General features: G+C 62.1%; 14 protein-coding genes. 5 read left to right on the top strand and 9 right to left on the bottom strand.

Annotated features, from left to right (window positions below; all coding sequences use genetic code 11):
- Nucleotides 1-72: 72 nt before the first annotated feature.
- Entirely contained in the window at nucleotides 73-630 is a 558-nt protein-coding gene (locus tag PLL20_14750; protein ID HPD31248.1) for a response regulator, read from the top strand.
- A gap of 183 nt (nucleotides 631-813) precedes the next feature.
- Here the strand turns inward: PLL20_14750 and PLL20_14745 are convergent, their stop codons facing one another.
- The 9 genes from PLL20_14745 to PLL20_14705 form a co-directional block, all read right to left on the bottom strand.
- Entirely contained in the window at nucleotides 814-2,283 is a 1,470-nt protein-coding gene (locus tag PLL20_14745; protein ID HPD31247.1) for a hypothetical protein, read from the bottom strand.
- Nucleotides 2,270-3,196 (bottom strand): hypothetical protein, encoded by a 927-nt coding sequence (locus PLL20_14740; protein ID HPD31246.1) that lies wholly within the window; start codon nucleotides 3,194-3,196, stop codon nucleotides 2,270-2,272. Before PLL20_14740 ends, PLL20_14745 begins: the two co-directional genes overlap by 14 nt.
- Before the next feature lie 53 nt (nucleotides 3,197-3,249).
- Nucleotides 3,250-5,676, bottom strand: coding sequence for a carboxypeptidase regulatory-like domain-containing protein (locus tag PLL20_14735; GenBank protein HPD31245.1), 2,427 nt, complete (start codon nucleotides 5,674-5,676; stop codon nucleotides 3,250-3,252).
- Nucleotides 5,677-5,825: 149 nt separating this feature from the next.
- Nucleotides 5,826-7,685 (bottom strand): ABC transporter permease subunit, encoded by a 1,860-nt coding sequence (locus PLL20_14730; GenBank protein ID HPD31244.1) that lies wholly within the window; start codon nucleotides 7,683-7,685, stop codon nucleotides 5,826-5,828.
- A 25-nt stretch (nucleotides 7,686-7,710) separates the two neighbouring features.
- Nucleotides 7,711-8,862, bottom strand: coding sequence for a hypothetical protein (locus PLL20_14725; protein HPD31243.1), 1,152 nt, complete (start codon nucleotides 8,860-8,862; stop codon nucleotides 7,711-7,713).
- Nucleotides 8,859-9,944, bottom strand: a complete 1,086-nt coding sequence (locus PLL20_14720; GenBank protein ID HPD31242.1) for a hypothetical protein — start codon at nucleotides 9,942-9,944, stop codon at nucleotides 8,859-8,861. The genes PLL20_14725 and PLL20_14720 overlap by 4 nt, the downstream gene beginning before the upstream one ends.
- Before the next feature lie 139 nt (nucleotides 9,945-10,083).
- A complete protein-coding gene (locus PLL20_14715) occupies nucleotides 10,084-11,010 on the bottom strand; it encodes an ABC transporter ATP-binding protein (GenBank protein HPD31241.1) in 927 nt (308 codons plus the stop codon).
- Between the two features lie 36 nt (nucleotides 11,011-11,046).
- On the bottom strand, nucleotides 11,047-13,314 hold the full coding sequence (locus PLL20_14710; GenBank protein HPD31240.1) for a hypothetical protein: 2,268 nt from the start codon (nucleotides 13,312-13,314) through the stop codon (nucleotides 11,047-11,049).
- Nucleotides 13,315-13,643: 329 nt separating this feature from the next.
- Entirely contained in the window at nucleotides 13,644-14,801 is a 1,158-nt protein-coding gene (locus PLL20_14705) for a glucuronyl hydrolase (GenBank protein ID HPD31239.1), read from the bottom strand.
- A gap of 88 nt (nucleotides 14,802-14,889) precedes the next feature.
- Between PLL20_14705 and hpt the strand changes: the two genes are divergently transcribed.
- From hpt to rbsK, 4 genes are all read left to right on the top strand, one after another.
- On the top strand, nucleotides 14,890-15,492 hold the full coding sequence (gene hpt, locus PLL20_14700; GenBank protein HPD31238.1) for a hypoxanthine phosphoribosyltransferase: 603 nt from the start codon (nucleotides 14,890-14,892) through the stop codon (nucleotides 15,490-15,492).
- Nucleotides 15,493-15,520: 28 nt separating this feature from the next.
- Nucleotides 15,521-16,213 (top strand): PH domain-containing protein, encoded by a 693-nt coding sequence (locus tag PLL20_14695; GenBank protein HPD31237.1) that lies wholly within the window; start codon nucleotides 15,521-15,523, stop codon nucleotides 16,211-16,213.
- Between the two features lie 231 nt (nucleotides 16,214-16,444).
- Nucleotides 16,445-17,455, top strand: coding sequence for a GRP family sugar transporter (locus PLL20_14690; protein ID HPD31236.1), 1,011 nt, complete (start codon nucleotides 16,445-16,447; stop codon nucleotides 17,453-17,455).
- A gap of 8 nt (nucleotides 17,456-17,463) precedes the next feature.
- Nucleotides 17,464-18,384, top strand: a complete 921-nt coding sequence (rbsK, locus tag PLL20_14685) for a ribokinase (protein HPD31235.1) — start codon at nucleotides 17,464-17,466, stop codon at nucleotides 18,382-18,384.
- The last annotated feature ends 51 nt before the right edge of the window (nucleotides 18,385-18,435 follow it).

The following is an 18,435-nucleotide window of genomic DNA, read 5'->3' as shown; positions in this document are numbered from 1 at the left end:
CTCGCGGCCGAAGCGTCCGCCGGCCTTTTTTGAACCTGCGAGCCTGGTGCTGATCCGGCAGTGGGAAGAGCAATGACCGACAAGCGCGTGCAGATTCTCCTGGTCAACGCCGACGAAGAACTCGCGGAAATGGTCTCGCGCTGCCTGCGAGACACCTCCTGGGCCGAGGTGACCCACGTCACCACCGCCTCGGACGCCCTTTGCGAGGAGCTGACCACGCGGCATGACGTGGTGGTGACCGCGATGTCCCTGCCCGATGGAGACGGCCTTGCCCTCACCCGGGAGCTGCGCCTGACCAACCGTTGTCCGGTGATCCTTACCACCGAGCAGCCCACGGCCGAGGAGGCCATCGAAGCCCTCCGCCTCAGAGTCACTGACGTGCTCATCCAGCCTTTTGATATTGCCGACCTGATGGACCTGATCCAGAAGTCAGCCGAGCGGCGCCTTTGTTACCGCCACCGCCGGCGGCGATATCGACGGCTGCGTGCCATGGTCTCGCGCATCATTCGCGAACGTCGCGACCTCCGCCAGCGGATGGATCTGATCTGTCGCGACCTGGTCCATGCCTATCGCAACCTGGCTCAGAAAGTGGCACAGTCCGGCGTGCTTACGCACGACCTGAAAGAATAGAGACCCTCCCCTACCGGTCCGTGAATGACCCGCCTCCGGAAGCTCCTCCCCGTAGACTCACAAAGAACGTTCCCTCCGCCCGGTGACGCCCCGGACGGCGGCAAGGTTCCACATCCGTCCCGGCAAACGGTCCTGATCGCACCGCAAAACGCGAGAATCGGGATTCCCGGAGCACTCAAGGCCTCAATCATCGCAGGTCGGTTCTGCCAACAGGCCCGGCCCGCTCAGGCATCGCAGAAAAATACTCAGGTCGTCGCCGTCCACATCCTCATCAGCGTCCAGTAGAGTCGGTTCGCAGAGTGGATCCTGCTGCACGACGCCGGCCCCCGACAGGCATCGCTGAAATATCCCGAAATCAAACTGGTCCACGTCGCCGTCGCGGTCAAAATCAGGACCGACCGTCCACGTTGTGAAAGTGACGGAAATGGTCTGAGGACTGTTCCAGGCCTCCTGCGATACGACGGTGATTGTTGCCGTCCGTTCGGCCGCCGGCAAGCCCGCGAGGTCGTAGGTGACGGTGATGGGATCGGATTCGCCGGTTGATGAGCCCGACGTGGGAGAGACCTCCAGCCACGACGCATCATCGCTGATCTCATAGGACAGCGAACCCGTTCCGGCGTTCGTCACGGTGAAGACGTCGGGAGTGGCTGTTTCGCCGATCCACAAAACCCGCTCAATGACTCGCGGCTCGACCAGGAGCTTGGGACTCGGCGGCGGCACGGCGGCGACGAAGCTGACATTGTCGATGTTGCTCATCGACCATTCGCGAGGCGCGCCGTTGTAGAGGCGAACGCGAAGCGCGACGTACTTAAGGCCGATAACACCGCGAATCTCGCCGGCCGCCGTGAGGGGGTAGAAATTGGTGCGATCATTGCCCGTGTAGGTGCCGTCAATCGAAGCAAGGGGCCGGTAGTGGTCGCACCGGTTGACGCTCGCGGGCACCGACCCGTCATTGTTCCAGCCGATCTCCCAGAGCTGATGAACGTTGAGAGGCTCTTCCGTGAGCCCGGTGTGGCCGTGGAGCTGAACGTACGCCGACAGCGAGCAAACCACGCGTTCGGCCGCCGGATCGTAGTTGCTCACCTCGACGATCTGTCCCATCGTAAAATCCATCGACTGCCAGCTCGTGATTTTGCCGGCGAAATGATCTCCGAACGGCGTTCGGGGTCCGTAGGGGTTGGTGTTGTCATGGGGCGGCTTGTCGGGGCCTTTGCCGTCGAACAACGTGATGCGCCAGTCGTCCAAGGTACCGCCATGATCCTCAAAACCGGGGTTGAGGATGGCAGGCGAGTACCACGGCTTGTACTCCATGATCGTCATCTCGAGATCCACGCCGGACTGGAGCACGCCGTCTTTGTATGCTGATCCGTAGGGGTAGCCGTTGTCGGCCTGAGAATGGAACTTGTAGGCTGCAAACGCCGGAGACCCGGCCGCCGGACTCATCTCGATGAAATAGGTGCTCCCGGGGGTGAGCGGCACCTCGCCGGGAGCATAGCTGACGCCGACGATGCCGGTGTTGACCGCCTGATACGTGGCCTGGGCAATCTTGGCGGGGCCGACCTGTGCCCCGCCCGGGCCGTTCTGACGGATACGGAAGACGACGTCGACATCCCATGTCCCGGAGCCGGCGATGAAACAATCAGCAGCGGCCAACGCTACGCTGGTTGCACGAAACGTCTGTCCCCAGACGCCGGTCCCCCCCCGCCAGATCCTCGACGTTGCCGGGTGTCATGTCGATGTATGGAATGACCGTCCCGTCGTTGTCGCTGAAGACCGTCACGAGCAGATCGAGGCTTCGGGGATTGCCGGCCGCGTCGTAGGCCTGCCCGAGTGCGTAACCGTTGCCGTCCTCCACCCGGCTGCGGATGCCGAAATCATAGGGTGGAGTCCCGCCCTCGCCGGTAAGCTTGATGGCGTATCGTTCATACGGCGTGGTCGGCACATCGCCGCTGCGATAGCCGACCCAGCCGTCACCGGTGCCGGCGGCCGCAGACTTGGCCGGACCAACCTGAGGCCAGGACGTGATCGCGCCCCCGTTGTCGCGATGCACCGAGACGCGGATCGAACTGGCATTTGACCCCGCCAACATGAACTGAACGCGCGTGATCGACGTACCTCGCGCAATGAAAGTCTGATACCACGTCGTGCTCCAACTCCATGCTCCATCTGCAACATGGTAGCAGGAATAGTCGGGATTGAGGTCCGGGTCGACGGTGACGATCTGGCCGTCGATGAGCTGCACGTCGGTGACCACCGTGGGACGAGCGTAGAAAATGGGTTGCGTGACGAGAATCGTGTACCATCCGGCCGGGGAGTCGATCTGATAGTAACCGGGCGTGCAGGCTGAACCGTATTCCTGGCAGGCACCCAATCTCCTTCGTTCGCCGCGCGTGAACCCGGAGTCGGGCGACAGGTAAAGGTTCCATTCGTACAACTCGACATAATTGCCGGGGCGGCCCTTGATCCTCTCGTATCGGCCGGTACCCTTCACCGTGCCCGCAGCGATCGCGGACCCGCCGCCGAGAAATGAGACGCAAACCGCCATGAAGCACAATTGTCGCCACATGTTCTTGTCTCCCATTCGCGAAATCCCTGTTTCAGCGTCCTCGCCGCTGCTCCTCACTGATTGCACGACGCCGGCGTCGGCTGACCGGCCCCGCTCAAGCATTCCAGAAAGATGACCATGTCCTGCTGGTCCACATCCTCGTCCACGTCCAGTCGGGCAAGGGTACAATCCGTTCGGCCTTGCATGTTGCCCGGGCCTGAAAGGCATTGCTGAAATCGGCCGAAATCCTCCTGATCGACGTCGCCGTCGCAGTCAAAATCCGGAATCGCGAGCCTGGCCGGCCCCAGCCACAAGTCGTCAAAGGCCGCGATATACCAGATCGGCGTCTCGTAGAAATACTCCCACTTGTGGTGTGCAAACAGCGTGACGACCGGCCCCTCGGCGGTGAAGTCGACGGTCTGCTCCACCCACTGGCCGCTGGTGAACCGCATCCTTGCCCATTTCACGTTGGGGCTGTGGTGATCCGTTCCGCCGGTGAGATCGACCCCGATACGAGCAACCGCCAGACCGTCGATCGGATCATGATCGGATCCGAACGCCTGCGTCCGAATAAACCCGCCGAAGCGGTATCGCCGCCCGGGCTCCACGGTCATCGTGCGGAAGATCCCGCCGCCATGCTCGCCCTGGGACATATTCGGCCAGTTCGCCACATAGCCCATCCATTTCGGACCGGTCCGAGCCGTCACACTGTACGAACCGCTGTCGAACTCGCCGTTGAAGCTCCCAAACGCGGTCCAACCGGCCATCGGGTTGTTGTCGCTGCCGGCCAGCAGATTCGTGTAAGAGGTCGTCGAAATGTCCGCAAAACCCTGGCCGTCGGCGGTCACATCCACGTCCTGCACGACGCTCGCGCAGCCGACCGCCTGTATTCTCAGTGTCTGCCGGCCGGTGGGAACGTTTGTGAAGATGAAGCCGCCCTGTGAATCCGTGAACGTTGTCAGCCTGCGTTCTTCAAGGATGATTTCGGCCCCCGCCACCGGGCCGGTCTGACTGCGGATATGCCCGGCGAACGGTGCGAATTCGTTGCGGGTGGTGACGACAACAGGGGTCGCACGGGTGCTGAGGACATTGCGGTCCGGGTGGTGAGCCAGAAGCCACATGTCGTAGGTGGTGCTGGGCTGAAGGTGGCGGATCACGACGTCATGTAATTGGCGGGCAATCTGATCCGCCGGCCAGATCGTGTCGAAGGGCGGCGAGCCCGTCTTGCAGGCGATCGTCGCGGTTGTCGGAACGTCCGTCTCAAAGATTGCACGCACCTCAGTGCCGGAGATCGGCGTCATGACCAGATTGCTCAAGACAATCTCGCCGCGATCGGCCTCCCGCGTAACGAACGTCCCGTTGATGTCGATTCCCCCGTCGGGCACGCCGTCAAAGTAGGCCTGCCCCTCAGGGTAATTGTCCGAATCGCCGTAGATGGCAAAGGGCTGCCCGTCGGCCCGAGTAAACCGGACCGCGTAGGGTTGGCCCGGCGTGAGCGGGGCCTCGCCGGGGCCCCACACGAAGGCTTGCGGCAGGTCCTTGGACATCTCGGCGTGCTTGGCGACTCCCACCTGATTCCCCGGCGGATAACTGCCGGACCACTGGTGAACGCCGGCCCGCATCACAAAGCCACCCTCACCCGCGAGCATCATCTGTGCCACACGCAGCTCACTGCCTTGAGGAATGAAGGTTTGCAGCAGTTCGCGGAACGTTTTCGACCGCCACCAGTTGCTGACGCTGTAATCTTCGATAAAGCCGGTGTCCAGGCAGGAGATGGCCACCTTCAGGTCGGCCTCTGGCACCGGCACGCCGTCGAACCACGCGTGACCATTCGGGTAACCGTGCGGCCGGTACGCAACTGCCGGCGTCCAAGTGCTTCCCCCCACGCCGTCCAGACGCAGCGCGTATCGACGTCCCGGAATCAGCGGCACCTCTCCCGGCAACCAGCGGGCACCCGCGGGGAATAGGCTCCCGTTGGTCACGATCCGAGCCGGACCGATCTGTCGTCCCTCGGGGACGTCTTCGCGCACGCTGATGCTCACCCGGCTTCCGCCGTCCGGCGAGATCACAGCGACCTCGTCCAGACCACGCCCCGTAGCGATGAACGTTTGTGCCGCCCATCGGCAGGAGTCCAAGTCCGTCAGGCCCTGGCTGTTCATGGTGATGCGATCGCGAAGGTTCACTTCGACAGATCCCCAAGCTGGGACGGTGATGGGTGAATCCAGAATCGCGTGCGGAGCGACGCCATGGGCGTTGCCCGCAAGGTAGTACTGGCCTGCCGGCAGGTTGTTAATGCTGAAGTTTCCCCACCAGGCCAGGGCAATGCCGTGAGCGCCACTTGGATTGTTCCCCACCCCGACCGCCCAGATGAGCGACTCGTGCACACCATCGCCATACTGGTCTTCCCGACGACCGGTGATCGACCCCGACTCCGCAGGCCGGCCGATGAATGTGACGGCCAGCCCCACGAGCACGGTGCCTCGCGCAAGCTTGCGACACATGGGATGTCCTCCGCAGTTCGGTCTCCGCGAGCCGAGTCGGACCAATCACGGTCATTATATCATACGGATAGCCCAATGTGGAAAAATGTGGAGCACGAACCCGGCGGACGCCGACTCGCCTTGGCAGGCCCCATTTCACAGAGTTCTTCTTACTTCGACTGCTTACGGACGATCATGTCGAAATTGCGGACCATCGACCGATACATGCCCGTGACGATGCCACCGTATAGAAAGATCGCAATGACCGTCCCGACAAAGAGATATGCCATGACTTCGGCCTCGGTCGCCCCGAACCTGGAATAGCGGTCGCTGGTCATTTGATGAGGGTTCAGCACCATGTAGATCGACATGACAAAGGTCAGCGGCCCGGTGATGCCGGCAATCTGCTCCATCGTCTCGAGGGCCCCGTAAGCACAGACGCCCAGCCCGAACCCGACCAGCGTCATGATGCCCATGCTCTGAATGATGGCCTGGACGGACCCCTTGCTCTTGAGCGAAGTCTGCAGACTCACCACGCAGGCCAGTGCCGAATAGACCAACAACAGGGCGGGCAGGAGTATCGCCGACATCAGGTTGACCACCGGCGGATCGGACCCCTGGACCAGGTCGTTGACGGCCATCAACAGGACGGTGCCCGCCGGGACGGCCATCAGCGGCGCGGTAAAGCTGATCAAGCCGCGGATCTTGCCACGAATGATGTAATCACTCTCCAGCGGCGTGACCAGCATCAATTCCATGGTACCCGACTCGCGTTCACGGCTGATGGCGGTCGCGCCGGTGTTGAGAGCCATGAGAATAGCGGTGACGAACTCGACCATCACGATGCCGGTGAGCCAGTCGCGAGCGGCATTGGCCATCTGCTCTGCCGTGGCTCCCGGGTTGGCGAGTCGCCCGCTGTTGTGAAAGACCAGCAGCACGACGGCCGCCGAAATGCCCGCAAAGATGAACCCGTAGTAGACCAGGCGGTTGCCGGCGGCACTGCCCTGGGTGACCGCCTCGCGCCACGCTACCGGGTTGGCCCAGACGTGCCGCGGCCGACGACGACGCTCACCCTCGGTTGATTTCCTCCGCAGGACCCGCAAGACCGCGCGTTGCAACAAGCTGCCTTCGGCCTGCTTGACGCCGCGCCGGACGAAAACGGTTGCCAGGGCGATCATGACCACCGATGCCCCGAATGTGATCGCCATGTACGCCATGTGCGGAGCCGACGCCACCCAGGATAACGCCCACCCGTAGTGGTCCACCAGGGCCGGTGCCGGCGGCGGCACCCTCTTCAGCCCCACCAGAAGGGCCAGGAAGGGATTGAACGCCGACAGCCAGCTCATGCCCGTCCTGCTGCCGGGCAAGATCGACTCGGGCACGTGCGTTCGCGGCCAAAGCCCTAACGCCAGGGTCGCAAACAGATACACCGCAATACCGGCGTAAAAGGACAGGATGGTCCCCCGCGTGCCGACGCGGATCATGCTGATCGTGATGGCCAGCGCCCCGGTCACCAGGGCGGTACAGGCGGCAATGCCGAAGCTGATGAAAATCTGCCGGGTGGTGACGCCGCCGTAAAGCATGGTAATGCAGAAAATCGGCAACCCCGAGAGCAGCAGACTGAGCACGAAGAACAGCCGGCTCATCAACGAGCCCAGGGCGATCTGGGCGTTGGTCAGCGGCGTGGTCAGCAGCACGTTGAACGTCTCGGCATCCTTCTCCTGCGAAATCGCACCGGCGGTGAAGACCGGCGCCAGAAAACACATCATCGCCAGTTGTAGAACCGAGATTGCCTCAAAGGTGCTCGCTGACGACTTGGCCAGCTCGCCCAGTGATTCCCCGTGCTTCACGGTCTGCGCGACGATCAGCACGACGAAGAGCATGACCAGCAGATAACCTGTGCGGGCCCAGAAATGGGACGCTCGCTTGCTGCCCATGCTCACCACCCGCAGCACGATCGGATTGGCCGGCACCAGCCGCCAGAGCCACAGACCGACGTCCGCGAGAATCTTCCGGGTCACCTCTGCCATCGTCTCAGCGCCTCGACCTTACCGCTTACTGCGTTTGTGTCGTCGGGAACCGGATATCCGCCTCGTCCATCGTCATGCCGTGCTTCTCGCCGAACTCGCGCAGTTCGGCAAGCACCGCCTCACGCTGCTCCCAAGTCACCAGCCCCATGACCTCCAACTGAAAGGCCTTCCGCAGTTCAAGAACCGGTTTGGCCATTTCGTTGTATTCCTGGTCCAGATGAAACAGCCACGGTGCCGGCGACTCCTTGTACATGGTGACGCCCAGACCGTGGAGGGCGCGGTTTCTGCGAACCTTCTCCCGCCACTCGGGCGTGGCGAGCGCTTTGGCTCTGGCGGTATAGTCCTTGAGCAGTTCCCGCCCCCTGGCGTATTGCTCGTCGGTCAGCTTGAAAGTCTGCCGCACCTGATTGAGGAACTCAATCCAGTTGGCGGGATCCAGATCCCGGGTGGACCAGACGGCTCTCTGCTCGGCCGACCTCACCTCAGGCGATTTCCTGGGCTTGCCGCGGCTTTCCCGCCCGTCGACCGATTCGTCCTCCAAGGCATTCTCAAGGTCATCGAAAAGCCCCTCTCCCTCCTTGACCTCGCCGCGTGCCCAGCGATCCATGCGCTCATCGAACTTGTCGAGAGCCCGCTCGATCTCCCGCTGCTTCTTCTCGATTTCCTTCAACTGCTCCTCGTTAAGATACGGTCGGCAGTCGTCGGTCATGCTGCTGAACAGCTCTCGCCAGACCGGTATCGTCTCCTTGGCTTTCTCGGCAAACTCTCTAGCCTTGTCGGGCTTGATGTTTCGCTGGCCGGGCCCCATGTTCTCGACAGCAAACTCCAGCAGCGGGGCGACCTTGCCGCCATGGGTATGCCCCATTCGCATCATCTTCCGCGCGATCGTTTCGCTCAGCGTTCTCTTCTGCTCGTCCGAGAGCGTCGCGCCGATATCCCTCTCGAGCGTCTCACGAATCCAGACGCCGGCGAATGCCCGCGCCAATCCGGGTGTCAGACGGACCCCGTGCTTTGTGGGACGCATCACGTCTTCGCCCGGGGCCTGGGAGACGGATGGCTGTTGGTTCAGCGTTTCCAGTTGCGTCGCCTCATCCGGGGTGATTTCGTCGTCCTGCCCCAGCGCCGGACCGACCAACACCGCGAACGCCGACGTCAGAATCAAGGTGAGCCGGGTCATTGGGCACCTCCTTCCGGAGCCGTGGCATTCGCCGGCTTCAGGTCGAATCCCTTTTCCGACAAGAGAGACTCCATTCTCTCCTCGGCCGCGCGTCGTTGCGACGGTGTGGGAATGCGGTCGATGCGAGTCTTGAGATCGTTTTCGATCGCCCTGAAGCCGGAGTTCAGGTCGGTCTGCTCCTGGTCCAGCAAAGGCCTCAAAGGATGGTTCCAGCCGTTCGGCAGGCGAAACATCATCGATTGCCATACCCGGTTGCGGTGGGACTTGGCACGCCACTGCTGGTCCGCCCGGATCCGGTCGGCCCGCTCCAGGCATTCGCGGAGAACCGAGTCGGCCGTCGCCGACTGGGATTCATCAAAACCGTAGAACGTCTTGGCATCATTGACGTATTTCTCCCAGGCTGCGGTCGGTTCCCTGTCGATGGCGATCTGGGCCTGCTGGCGGGCCCGCTTCAGGTCGGGCGACTGCCCTTGCTCATCGAGTCTGATCTCTTGATCGGGGTCTTCGAACGGGTTACGCGTCGTGTCGGCCCGGCCGTCAGCCCATTGCCGCATCCGTTCTTCAAAGGCATCAAGAGCCTTGTTGAACGCCATCATCTCGCCGGCGAGCTTGAGCTGTTGCTTGAGAGGAAGCATGGGCCGGATGTCCTGGACCGTGCCGCGGGCCATGTCGCGGATTGCCGGGACCAGCGGGACAACCCGCTCGCCGAATTCCTTACCGAATCCTCTCGGAATGAACGATTGCTCGCCGCGGGCGGCGGCCGACATCTGCTCCTCCATGAACCGCTCGATCAGTTCCTGCCCTGGACCGTCAATCTGGTGCATCATCTGCATGAAGCGGCGGGCGATCTTCTCCGCGGCCTCGTCGGCTTTCGACTTATCCAGGCCCAGTTGGCCCGTCAGGTGACCGGTCCACGCACTGGCAAAGATCCGAGCCATCCCCGGAGTAAAACGAAACCCGGCTTCGGTCGGCCGGTCCATCGGGTCGGCGTTGCCCGGCCCGGCTCCGGGTTGTTGTGCCCCCGCCGTTGAAACGGCGAGCAGCACGAGCAGTCCGGGCCGCAAACGTTTTGGAATCATCATGGTTCCCCCTATCGCAGTTGCTGTTGAACCGGTCTGTTGGTCAGACGTCGGGTGTTGTTGGCGGCCTGTCCGTGGGACGCCACCCGCGGCTTCTCCGCCGGTCTGAGACCGACTCCCGGAAAGGTCGCCGCAACGGTTCCTATTGAACTATCCCCTTGGTCAGACGCATGAACGCGGTTTCGAGATTGACCTCTTCCTCACGAAGCTCCTGGATCGCCAGGTTCTTCTCAATCAATGCCCGGGCCAGAAAACTGAAATCGTGCATCTCGTTCTTCAACTCCACCGAGACGAAGCCGTTGTCCTGTTGCACGTTCTTGACCTCGTCCAGTCGGCGGAGCGTATCCACGGCGATGTCAATCTTGTCGGGCACGCGGATCTGCACGCGGACGCCGCGTTTGGCTCTGCGGGTGATCTCGCCCACCGGGCCGTGAAACAGCAGTTCGCCCCGCTCAAGGATCCCGATGGTCGAACAAAGCTCGGCCAGTTCAGGCAGAATGTGCGAGCTGATCAGGATGGTCTTGCCCATCCGGTGCAGTTCCTTGAGCAGCTCGCGGATTTCGATGCGGGCCCGCGGGTCCAGGCCGCTGGCCGGCTCGTCCAGCAACAGCACCTTCGGGTCGTGCAGCAGCACCCGGGCGATACTCAGCCGCTGCTTCATGCCGCGCGAGAGCGAGTCGACCAGAGCGTCGCGCTTGTAGCTCAGGTCGGTCAACTCGAGCACGTCGCCCACGATCTTGGTCCGCTGGTGTCCCGTGATGCCGTAGGCCGAAGCGAAAAACTCCAGATACTCGACGACCACCATGTCGGCGTAGGTGCCGAAGAAGTCGGGCACGTAGCCGATCAGCGGGCGGATCTTGCGCGATTGATAACCCACCACGTGGCCGCAGATGCGGGCCTCGCCCCAGGTCGGCTGCAACAGCGTCGCCAGAATCCTGATTGTCGTCGTCTTGCCCGCGCCGTTCGGCCCGATGTACCCGAAGCACTCGCCTTCCTCGATATTCAGGTGAAGGTTATTCAGCGCTACCAGGTCGCCGTATCGCTTGGTCAGGTTGATCGTCTCGATGATCATCACTCAGGCCCGCTTGGTTCTTGCACCCCGTCCTCATCCCCTCGTGCCCCTGATCGGGATCGTGAACCGGTACATGGTTCGCGCGTGATCGGGTTCGATGGGCCTCCACTTTTCGTTGCTCCCGCTTCTCCGCCAGCACAGCCGGGCCGGTCCGGGATCATCGGCAAAACCGACGAACAAAGCGGTGTCCCGCGTCAGTTCGCTTGACCGGTCGAGCACCCGCCCCTGCGAGCGGTCCAGTCTGTTGAAGCCCTCATCCGCCTGATTGATCTCGTCGAAGAAGGTCAGCAGCAGCATGCCGCTGGTAAACTTGTCGCTGCGGACGTCAATCTTTTCTTCCTCTCGCTGGGCATAACCCCCATAGTAGTAGGCGTCCCTGCCATAGCCGAACAATCTCGCCCACTCCGTGGCTCGGGAACTGAAGAGCCGTTCGGTTCCTTTGAGCACCGACTCAACCGTGATCCTCTTGCCGTTCGGCAGGACCTTGAAGTGGTAACAGTAGATCCGGTTGTCACGGGTTTCGTTTTCGGAGAAGCCCCGTGCCGCGATAAAGAGCCAGCAGGTGTCCAGATCGGCGCCCAGCTTGTTCTCGATCCAGCTTTCTCCGCTCAGCTCCGTCCACGTCCCCGCGTCCCGGTACAAGGCGGCGTCAAGTCGGCCGGCCATCGTGCCTTTCCAATGACCTTCGAAATCCTTGGCCGTCGCCCGGAACAGAACGTCATGCAGTTGGCCCGCCACCGGCGCCGCTATGTACTCCGCGCCCGCCGCATAGACCGACTCGCCCGTCGGGTACAGCTCCTCGTACCACCTCGGCCGGATCGCCGCGGGAATCGGCGGCGAGTTCTCGATGTCCAGCCAGTTGCCCGGTATGCCCAGGTCCACGTTGCTGTAGGTCGCCGTCTTCATGCCCAGGTAACAGACGGCTCCGACGTCCGGAGACCCGGCTTTCCCGTCGACCACCGTGAAACACTCCACACTGTTGCCGATGCCGCGCACGAAACGTACCGCCAGAAGGCTGGTCGTGCTGGCTGCGACGCTCACTGCGGCAAAGGCGGGCCAGGACATGCGAACCAGCCTCTTCTTCTTCAGCCACGTCCAACTGCCGAACGTCGCCACCACAATGTACGCCACCACGAACAGGAAGGCGAATAGAAAATAAAGACTTGCGGCGACGTCGAAATCCGTGGCTTCCTCGACGAGACCGTGCAGGTCGATGTCGCGCATCGGCCCGGAGCCCCCGAACCCGCCCTGCGGCGTGCTCCGCGGCGCCGGTGCCGGCCTGATCCTGACGACCTGACGTAGAAATGACTCCGAATAAGAGCCGACCTGGAACAGCTCTCTCATCTCCGCGGCGACCAGTACCACCCGGCCGCGACCGTAAGGCCGTGAGGCCGCCAGAATGTTCTCTTCAACCGATTCGGCCTTCTCAAAAGGAATGATCGATTCCGCATCCGGGAGAAGCGCGCCGCGCGCGATGGGGCAGAAGTTCAGGGGAGACCGCAGGCTGGATATGGCCGGCTCCGCGTTGCCGAACAGCAGTTCGCAAGCGTGCTTCGAGAAAACCTTCGGAGAGGTGGTGCTCGTCACCTCGCTCAGACGCGCCGGAAGCATCTCGCCGAAGGCACTGCGGTTGATGATGTCCCAGTTCTTGCTGACGCCCAGAACAAGCCTGCCCCCCCGGCGAACCCACTCGATCAGCGCCTCGCGTTGGCCCAGATCCATGATGGATGCCGATGGGTCCGCCCCGTCCCAAACGATCACATCGACCATTTCCAGCCCGGCCACCAGATCGGGCAATTCAGCGGGAGCGCATCGGGCAACGATCAGATCTCTGTCCGACGTCGTCTCTTTGGTAAGGTTGCGGAGATGGTTCAGACCGCCCTCGCTGATATCCAGGATTACCAGCGTCCTGGGATTCACGGGAATGATCTGGTCTTCCGGCGCCAGCTCCAGCATCTTCTCATTCTGCTCATTGAACAAGGGAATGAGCGAGCCCTCGGCGGAAACTACACGAACGTTGAAGGACACGTCCCGGGCGCCTCGAGCCGCCGGCACGTAGAGAAAGGCTCGCCTGTTGTCCCGTATAGAAATCTGCCGGCGGGCCACCACCTGATCGCCGTCGCGATCCGGTTGTCGGACTTCGAGCCACCCGCTGAAAAGGTCGCCGTCATGGTTGGTCAGGTCCACACGAATGGGTGTCCATCGCCCGAGCTTGTAGTGGCAGCGACCGTGATCCTGCCCATAAGGGTCCGTTGACGAAAAACCGACACTGATGATCCGACCGGTGAGATGAACGGCCATGGCCACAGTGGGCCACCACAAGGCTGCGATGGCGGCTGCGACGCAACAAGCAGGCAAGAGTCCGTTTTTTCGCTGGCCGGTCATGAGGTTTGAACGACCTCGTCTATGCCTTGCTGCTTTAATCTACGAATCCGGCGATCATCTGTTCATTGTGAGTGACCAAGCATTACTCCCAGTGTATGCGGTTTTCGTCGGACACCATATTGTACAGTAGCGAGGGCTCGCTTCTCAACCTGAGCGATTTTCCGCCTGCAGGCAGATGATCCCTCCCACATGATATACAGACGAGCACGGCATTGGTTTGTTTCGAGAGAACCGGTCCCTGTTTTTCAGTGCCGCTTAGCGCGGAGCAGACGCCTGACCCGGTACAGGGCCTCGATGAAGAAGAAGTCGCCCCAGATTACCGACTCATCGACGGCCAAGCCCTTTTCCAGATCCCCGACACCGTGCTTGAGGATTCCCTCCCAGTTTGGATCGTCAATGGCCAAGTACTCAGGCTCGCACAGTGCGGTCAGGATGCGAAGCGCCGCATCCTGAAGGTACTGGCGCTGGCGAGCCTGCTCTGGGCCGACGGTCTGCTCGGCCTGTGCCAATTCCAGGAACCCGGCGGCCGCAATCGCGGCGGCGGAACTGTCGCGGGGCAACGCTAACCCTGGGGATGCGTCGAGGTCCCAGGGTGGGATCGGATCTCCGGAAAGCTTTTCGATCAGATAGTAGGCACATTGTCGGGCAGTCTCCAGCCACGGGCCAAACCCCAGCAACCGTCCGCAGGTGGCGAAGCCGTAAACCGCCCAAGCCTGCCCGCGAGCCCAGCAGGAATCCTGTTGCCAACCGGCCCGGTCAGCCCGAATCGTGCATTCGCGGTGATCTCCCATCAGGGCGAACCCGACGGTTGAACCGTCTCCCCGAACCAAATGGCGGCGAGAAGTGGCCACGTGCTGGCTGCCGATGGTGAGTAACCAGTCGTCATCCGACAAGTCGGCCGTGTGCAGGATCAGGGGTACGTTCATCAGGTCCTCGATTGCCAGGACCGGCGCCGCCGGGTCCATGATCAGGCAGCGGGCACTCTTGCTGAAGCGGCCGGCCAGCGTCCGCGCGGCTTCCTGCATCACCTCCACCACGCGCGCCTGCGGAGCAGCGGCCCGAACCGTTGCCTCATGCCAGCGCCGATGACTTCCGTGGTAGAACACCAGGCCCAGGCCGACCTGAGGCAGTGCTTTCAGAGGCTCGACGGCCCGGCTGTATCGTTCGGCAGTCTCGGCCCACCAAGCCTCGCCGCTGACCTCGTGGAGGATCCACATCATCCCCGGCAAAAGACCATTGAAGCTGCCTGACCAGGCCGACGGATCGATGCCCCAGCGTCCCTGGACCGTGTGCGCGACGAACTGGTCAGGGTACCGCTCGACCAGTCGCCTGACTTGCTGACCGGCAAACTCAAACGCCGCATCGAACGGCGTCGGAATCTGGGGTTCCTTGCGTTTGGCCATCGTATTCCTCGCGCGATCCGGCCACCTCGGCAGTCGCGGAAAGACTAGCGGAGCGCCAAGATGTAATCAATCGAGTAGAATGCCGCCCATGCACCCGGACATCGCACGGATTCTGATCTCCCGCGATAAGATCGCCCAGCGAGTGAAGGAGTTGGCGGACGAAATTGCCCGCACGTACGAGGGCGATGCGGATGCCGGCATCACGGTTGTCACGATTCTGTCGGGAGCGCTGATCTTCGTCGCCGACCTCATGCGGCAGTTGCCGCTCAAGATGAAGGTCGGACTCATCATGGTTTCCAGCTATGCCGGGCCGCGAACCAGCCCGAGCAAGCCGAAGGTGATTCACGGCCTCAATACGGACGTCGCCGGACGCCATGTATTGCTGGTGGACGACATCCTGGACACCGGCGGGACGCTCCGGATGGTCCGACGTCGCCTGGAAAAGGCCGGGGCCCGTTCAATCCGAACCTGCGTCCTGTTACGCAAGCCCGCCAAGGCCCCTCCCGACGTCGGGGCCGATTTCATCGGGTTTGACATCGAAGACGCTTTTGTTGTGGGCTACGGCCTGGATTTCGACGATCAATATCGTAACCTCCCCGATATTGCGGTTCTGCGGGAGGAAATCTATGCTCGGAGGAACAGCGGGGCGGCGGAAATGACCGATTCCCAAGCCCCAATCACCAATGAATGACGAAGCCCCAATGACGAGATAGTGACGAATGTCGAAACCCCAACGCCTGAATGAGACTGACAAAGGGGCAGGACAAGCCCCATGGATCCGTCATTCGGATTCCGGACTTCTTCCGTCACTCGGATTTCCTCATTCCGGCTTCTCCGGTCGCACCCTCGAGGCCCCATACACCCAGGCTCACGGCAGCCACGGTCACACGCTCGAGGCCGCCAATCTCCTGCCCGCCCACCTGCTCGACGGCAATGAGATTGTCATCCTGGCGATCAAACCCTCTCTCTGGTTTGTGGTTTTTGTCTCGTTTCGCTGGCTGATGGCGGCTCTGGCGCTGATTCTCGCGGCCGGCTGGTTGGCCGAACTGGCTCCACAAGTCAACGCGGCGATGATCATTAAAGCCGCCGCTATTCTGGCCGCCGGCCGCGTCGCCTTGGCCGTGCTCCAGTGGGCATCCCGTCTCTACGTCCTGACCAACCGCCGCATCATGCGGCTTACCGGAATCCTCAACGTCGATCTGTTCGAGTGTTCCCTCACCAAGATACAGAATACCTACGTGACGCTGACCTGGTATGAACGCCTGACCCGGCTGGGAACGATCTCCTTTGCCACGGCCGGGACCGGCGGCGTGGAGGCGTCATGGATTAATGTGAATAACCCCCTCGAACTCCACGAACGCGTCCGATCCGCCATTCATCGGGCCCAACGACCGGGCGGCAGCGGGATCTGAACCGGCCATGCCGGTGACACGTCCGGCGGGCAGAAACTGCGGTCCCCGTTCTGTCAGAACCGCGACCGTATGGGCCCCGCAGCGGCTCGACCCGTCGCCTGCGCTGGCGGTCCTCAAACAACCGCCCGAATGGCCACCCACCCGAGTCGGCTTGGCCCGGCCACTTTCACTTTCCCCCAAGTTCCTGTAGCCTACCGGAGCACTATCGTCCGCTGAACAAGGAGCAAACACATGTTTGTCGTCGAGTCTTATGCCGTGGCCGTCGTCATGTGCGTCATCACCATGTTGTGCTGGGGTTCCTGGGCCAACACTCAGAAACTGGCCAGCAAGGAATGGCGGTTCCAACTGTTCTACTGGGACTATTCGATCGGTGTGCTGCTGCTCACCATCATCTTTGCCCTGACACTGGGCAGTATGGGCTCCGCCGGCCGCACCTTCCTTGCCGATCTGGGACAAGCCAGCGGCACGGCGATCGGGCTCGCGTTCCTGGGCGGCGTGGTCTTTAATCTCGCCAACATTCTCCTGGTCGCGGCCATCGACATCGCAGGCATGTCCGTCGCTTTCCCGATAGGTATCGGCCTCGCACTGGTCGAAGGCGTCATCGTCAATCACATACGAGATCCGAAGGGCGATCCGCGTTTCCTGTTCGCGGGAGTCGCCGGAGTCGTCATCGCCATCATCATCGACGCCATCGCCTACGGCAAACTGCCAAGAGAGGGCCAGAAAACGCTGGGCAAGGGTATTGCCCTCTCGGTCGTCTGCGGTCTGTTGATGGGCCTGTTCTTCTACCTCGTGGCCGCGGCGATGCCACCTATTGCCGAAATCAACGAGCCTGCCCAGGCAGGCAAGTTGACTCCCTACAGCGCGCTCTTTTTCTTTTCTCTGGGCTTGTTCCTGTCGAACTTCCTGTTCAACACCCTGGTCATGGCCAAGCCCTTTGTCGGCGAACCCGTGCCCTTGGGGGACTACTTCAAGAAGGGAAATCCACGGCTGCATATCGTCGGCATCCTCGGCGGCATCATCTGGAGTATCGGTATGTCGTTCGCCATCATCGCGGGCGATCGGGCCGGTTACGCCATTTCGTACGGCCTCGGGCAAGGGGCGACCATGATCGCCGCCTTCTGGGGGGTCTTCATCTGGAGAGAATTCAAGACCGCGCCGAAAGGCACCAACGGATTGCTCGCATTGATGTTTGTGTTTTTCATCGCCGGACTGAGTCTGATCGTGTACGCGAACGCGTGAGGTGAACGATGGCAGGGAGTATTTGCGTCGTCGGCAGTTCGAATACGGACATGATTCTGCAAATGGATCGCATCCCCCGGCCGGGTGAGACGATCCTGGGCGGCGAGTTCTCCATGGCCGCCGGGGGCAAGGGCGCCAATCAGGCCGTCGGCGCCGCCCGAGCAGGCGGACAGGTCGTCTTTGTCGCCCGCGTGGGCAACGACATGTTCGGCGACCAGGCTATCCGCGGGTTCATGCGGGACGCGATCAACGTCGACTACGTCGTCCGGGACCCGCAAGCCCCATCAGGCGTGGCCTTGATCTTCGTCGCCAAGGACGGCGAGAACAGCATCGGCGTGGCTTCCGGGGCCAACGGGCGACTCTCGCCCGCAGACGTCGCCAAGGCACGAGAGGCGATCACCTCCGCGGATATCCTACTCATGCAGTTGGAGACGCCTCTGGACACGGTGAAGGCCGCGGCCGAGATGGCTGCCGCCGCCGGCGTGCGCGTTATTCTCAATCCGGCCCCGGCTCAGCCCCTTGGTGACGATCTGCTCAAGCACGTGTCGATCCTGACGCCGAACGAATCGGAGGCGGAACTGCTCACCGGTGTAAAGGTCGAAGGAACAAAGGGCGCCGCCGAGGCAGCGAAGGTACTGATGTCCAAGGGGATCCAGACGGTGCTGATCACCTTGGGGCCAACCGGGACGTTCGTGGCCGCGAAGGACTCTGCCGAACTGGTCCCCAGTTTCAAGGTTAAGGCGGTCGATACCACGGCCGCGGGTGACATCTTCAACGGTGCCCTGGCAGTCGCCCTGGCCGAGGGGCGGGCGCTTAAGGAAGCAGTGCGTTTTGCCAACGCCGCTGCCGCACTCTCCGTGACCAAGCTGGGAGCCCAGCCTTCGGCCCCAAGAAGGCAGGATATCGAACAGTTCATGGCCTCCGCGTAGGGCACGGTCGAGGTCGCCGCAGCGACCGAGACCTGCCGCGCTATGTGTGCT

It is taken from the genome of Phycisphaerae bacterium, from assembly GCA_035384605.1.
Classification (GTDB): Bacteria; Planctomycetota; Phycisphaerae; order UBA1845; family PWPN01; genus JAUCQB01.
Note: the sequence above shows the minus strand (reverse complement) of the source record. Positions and strands in the feature narration are given on the sequence as shown.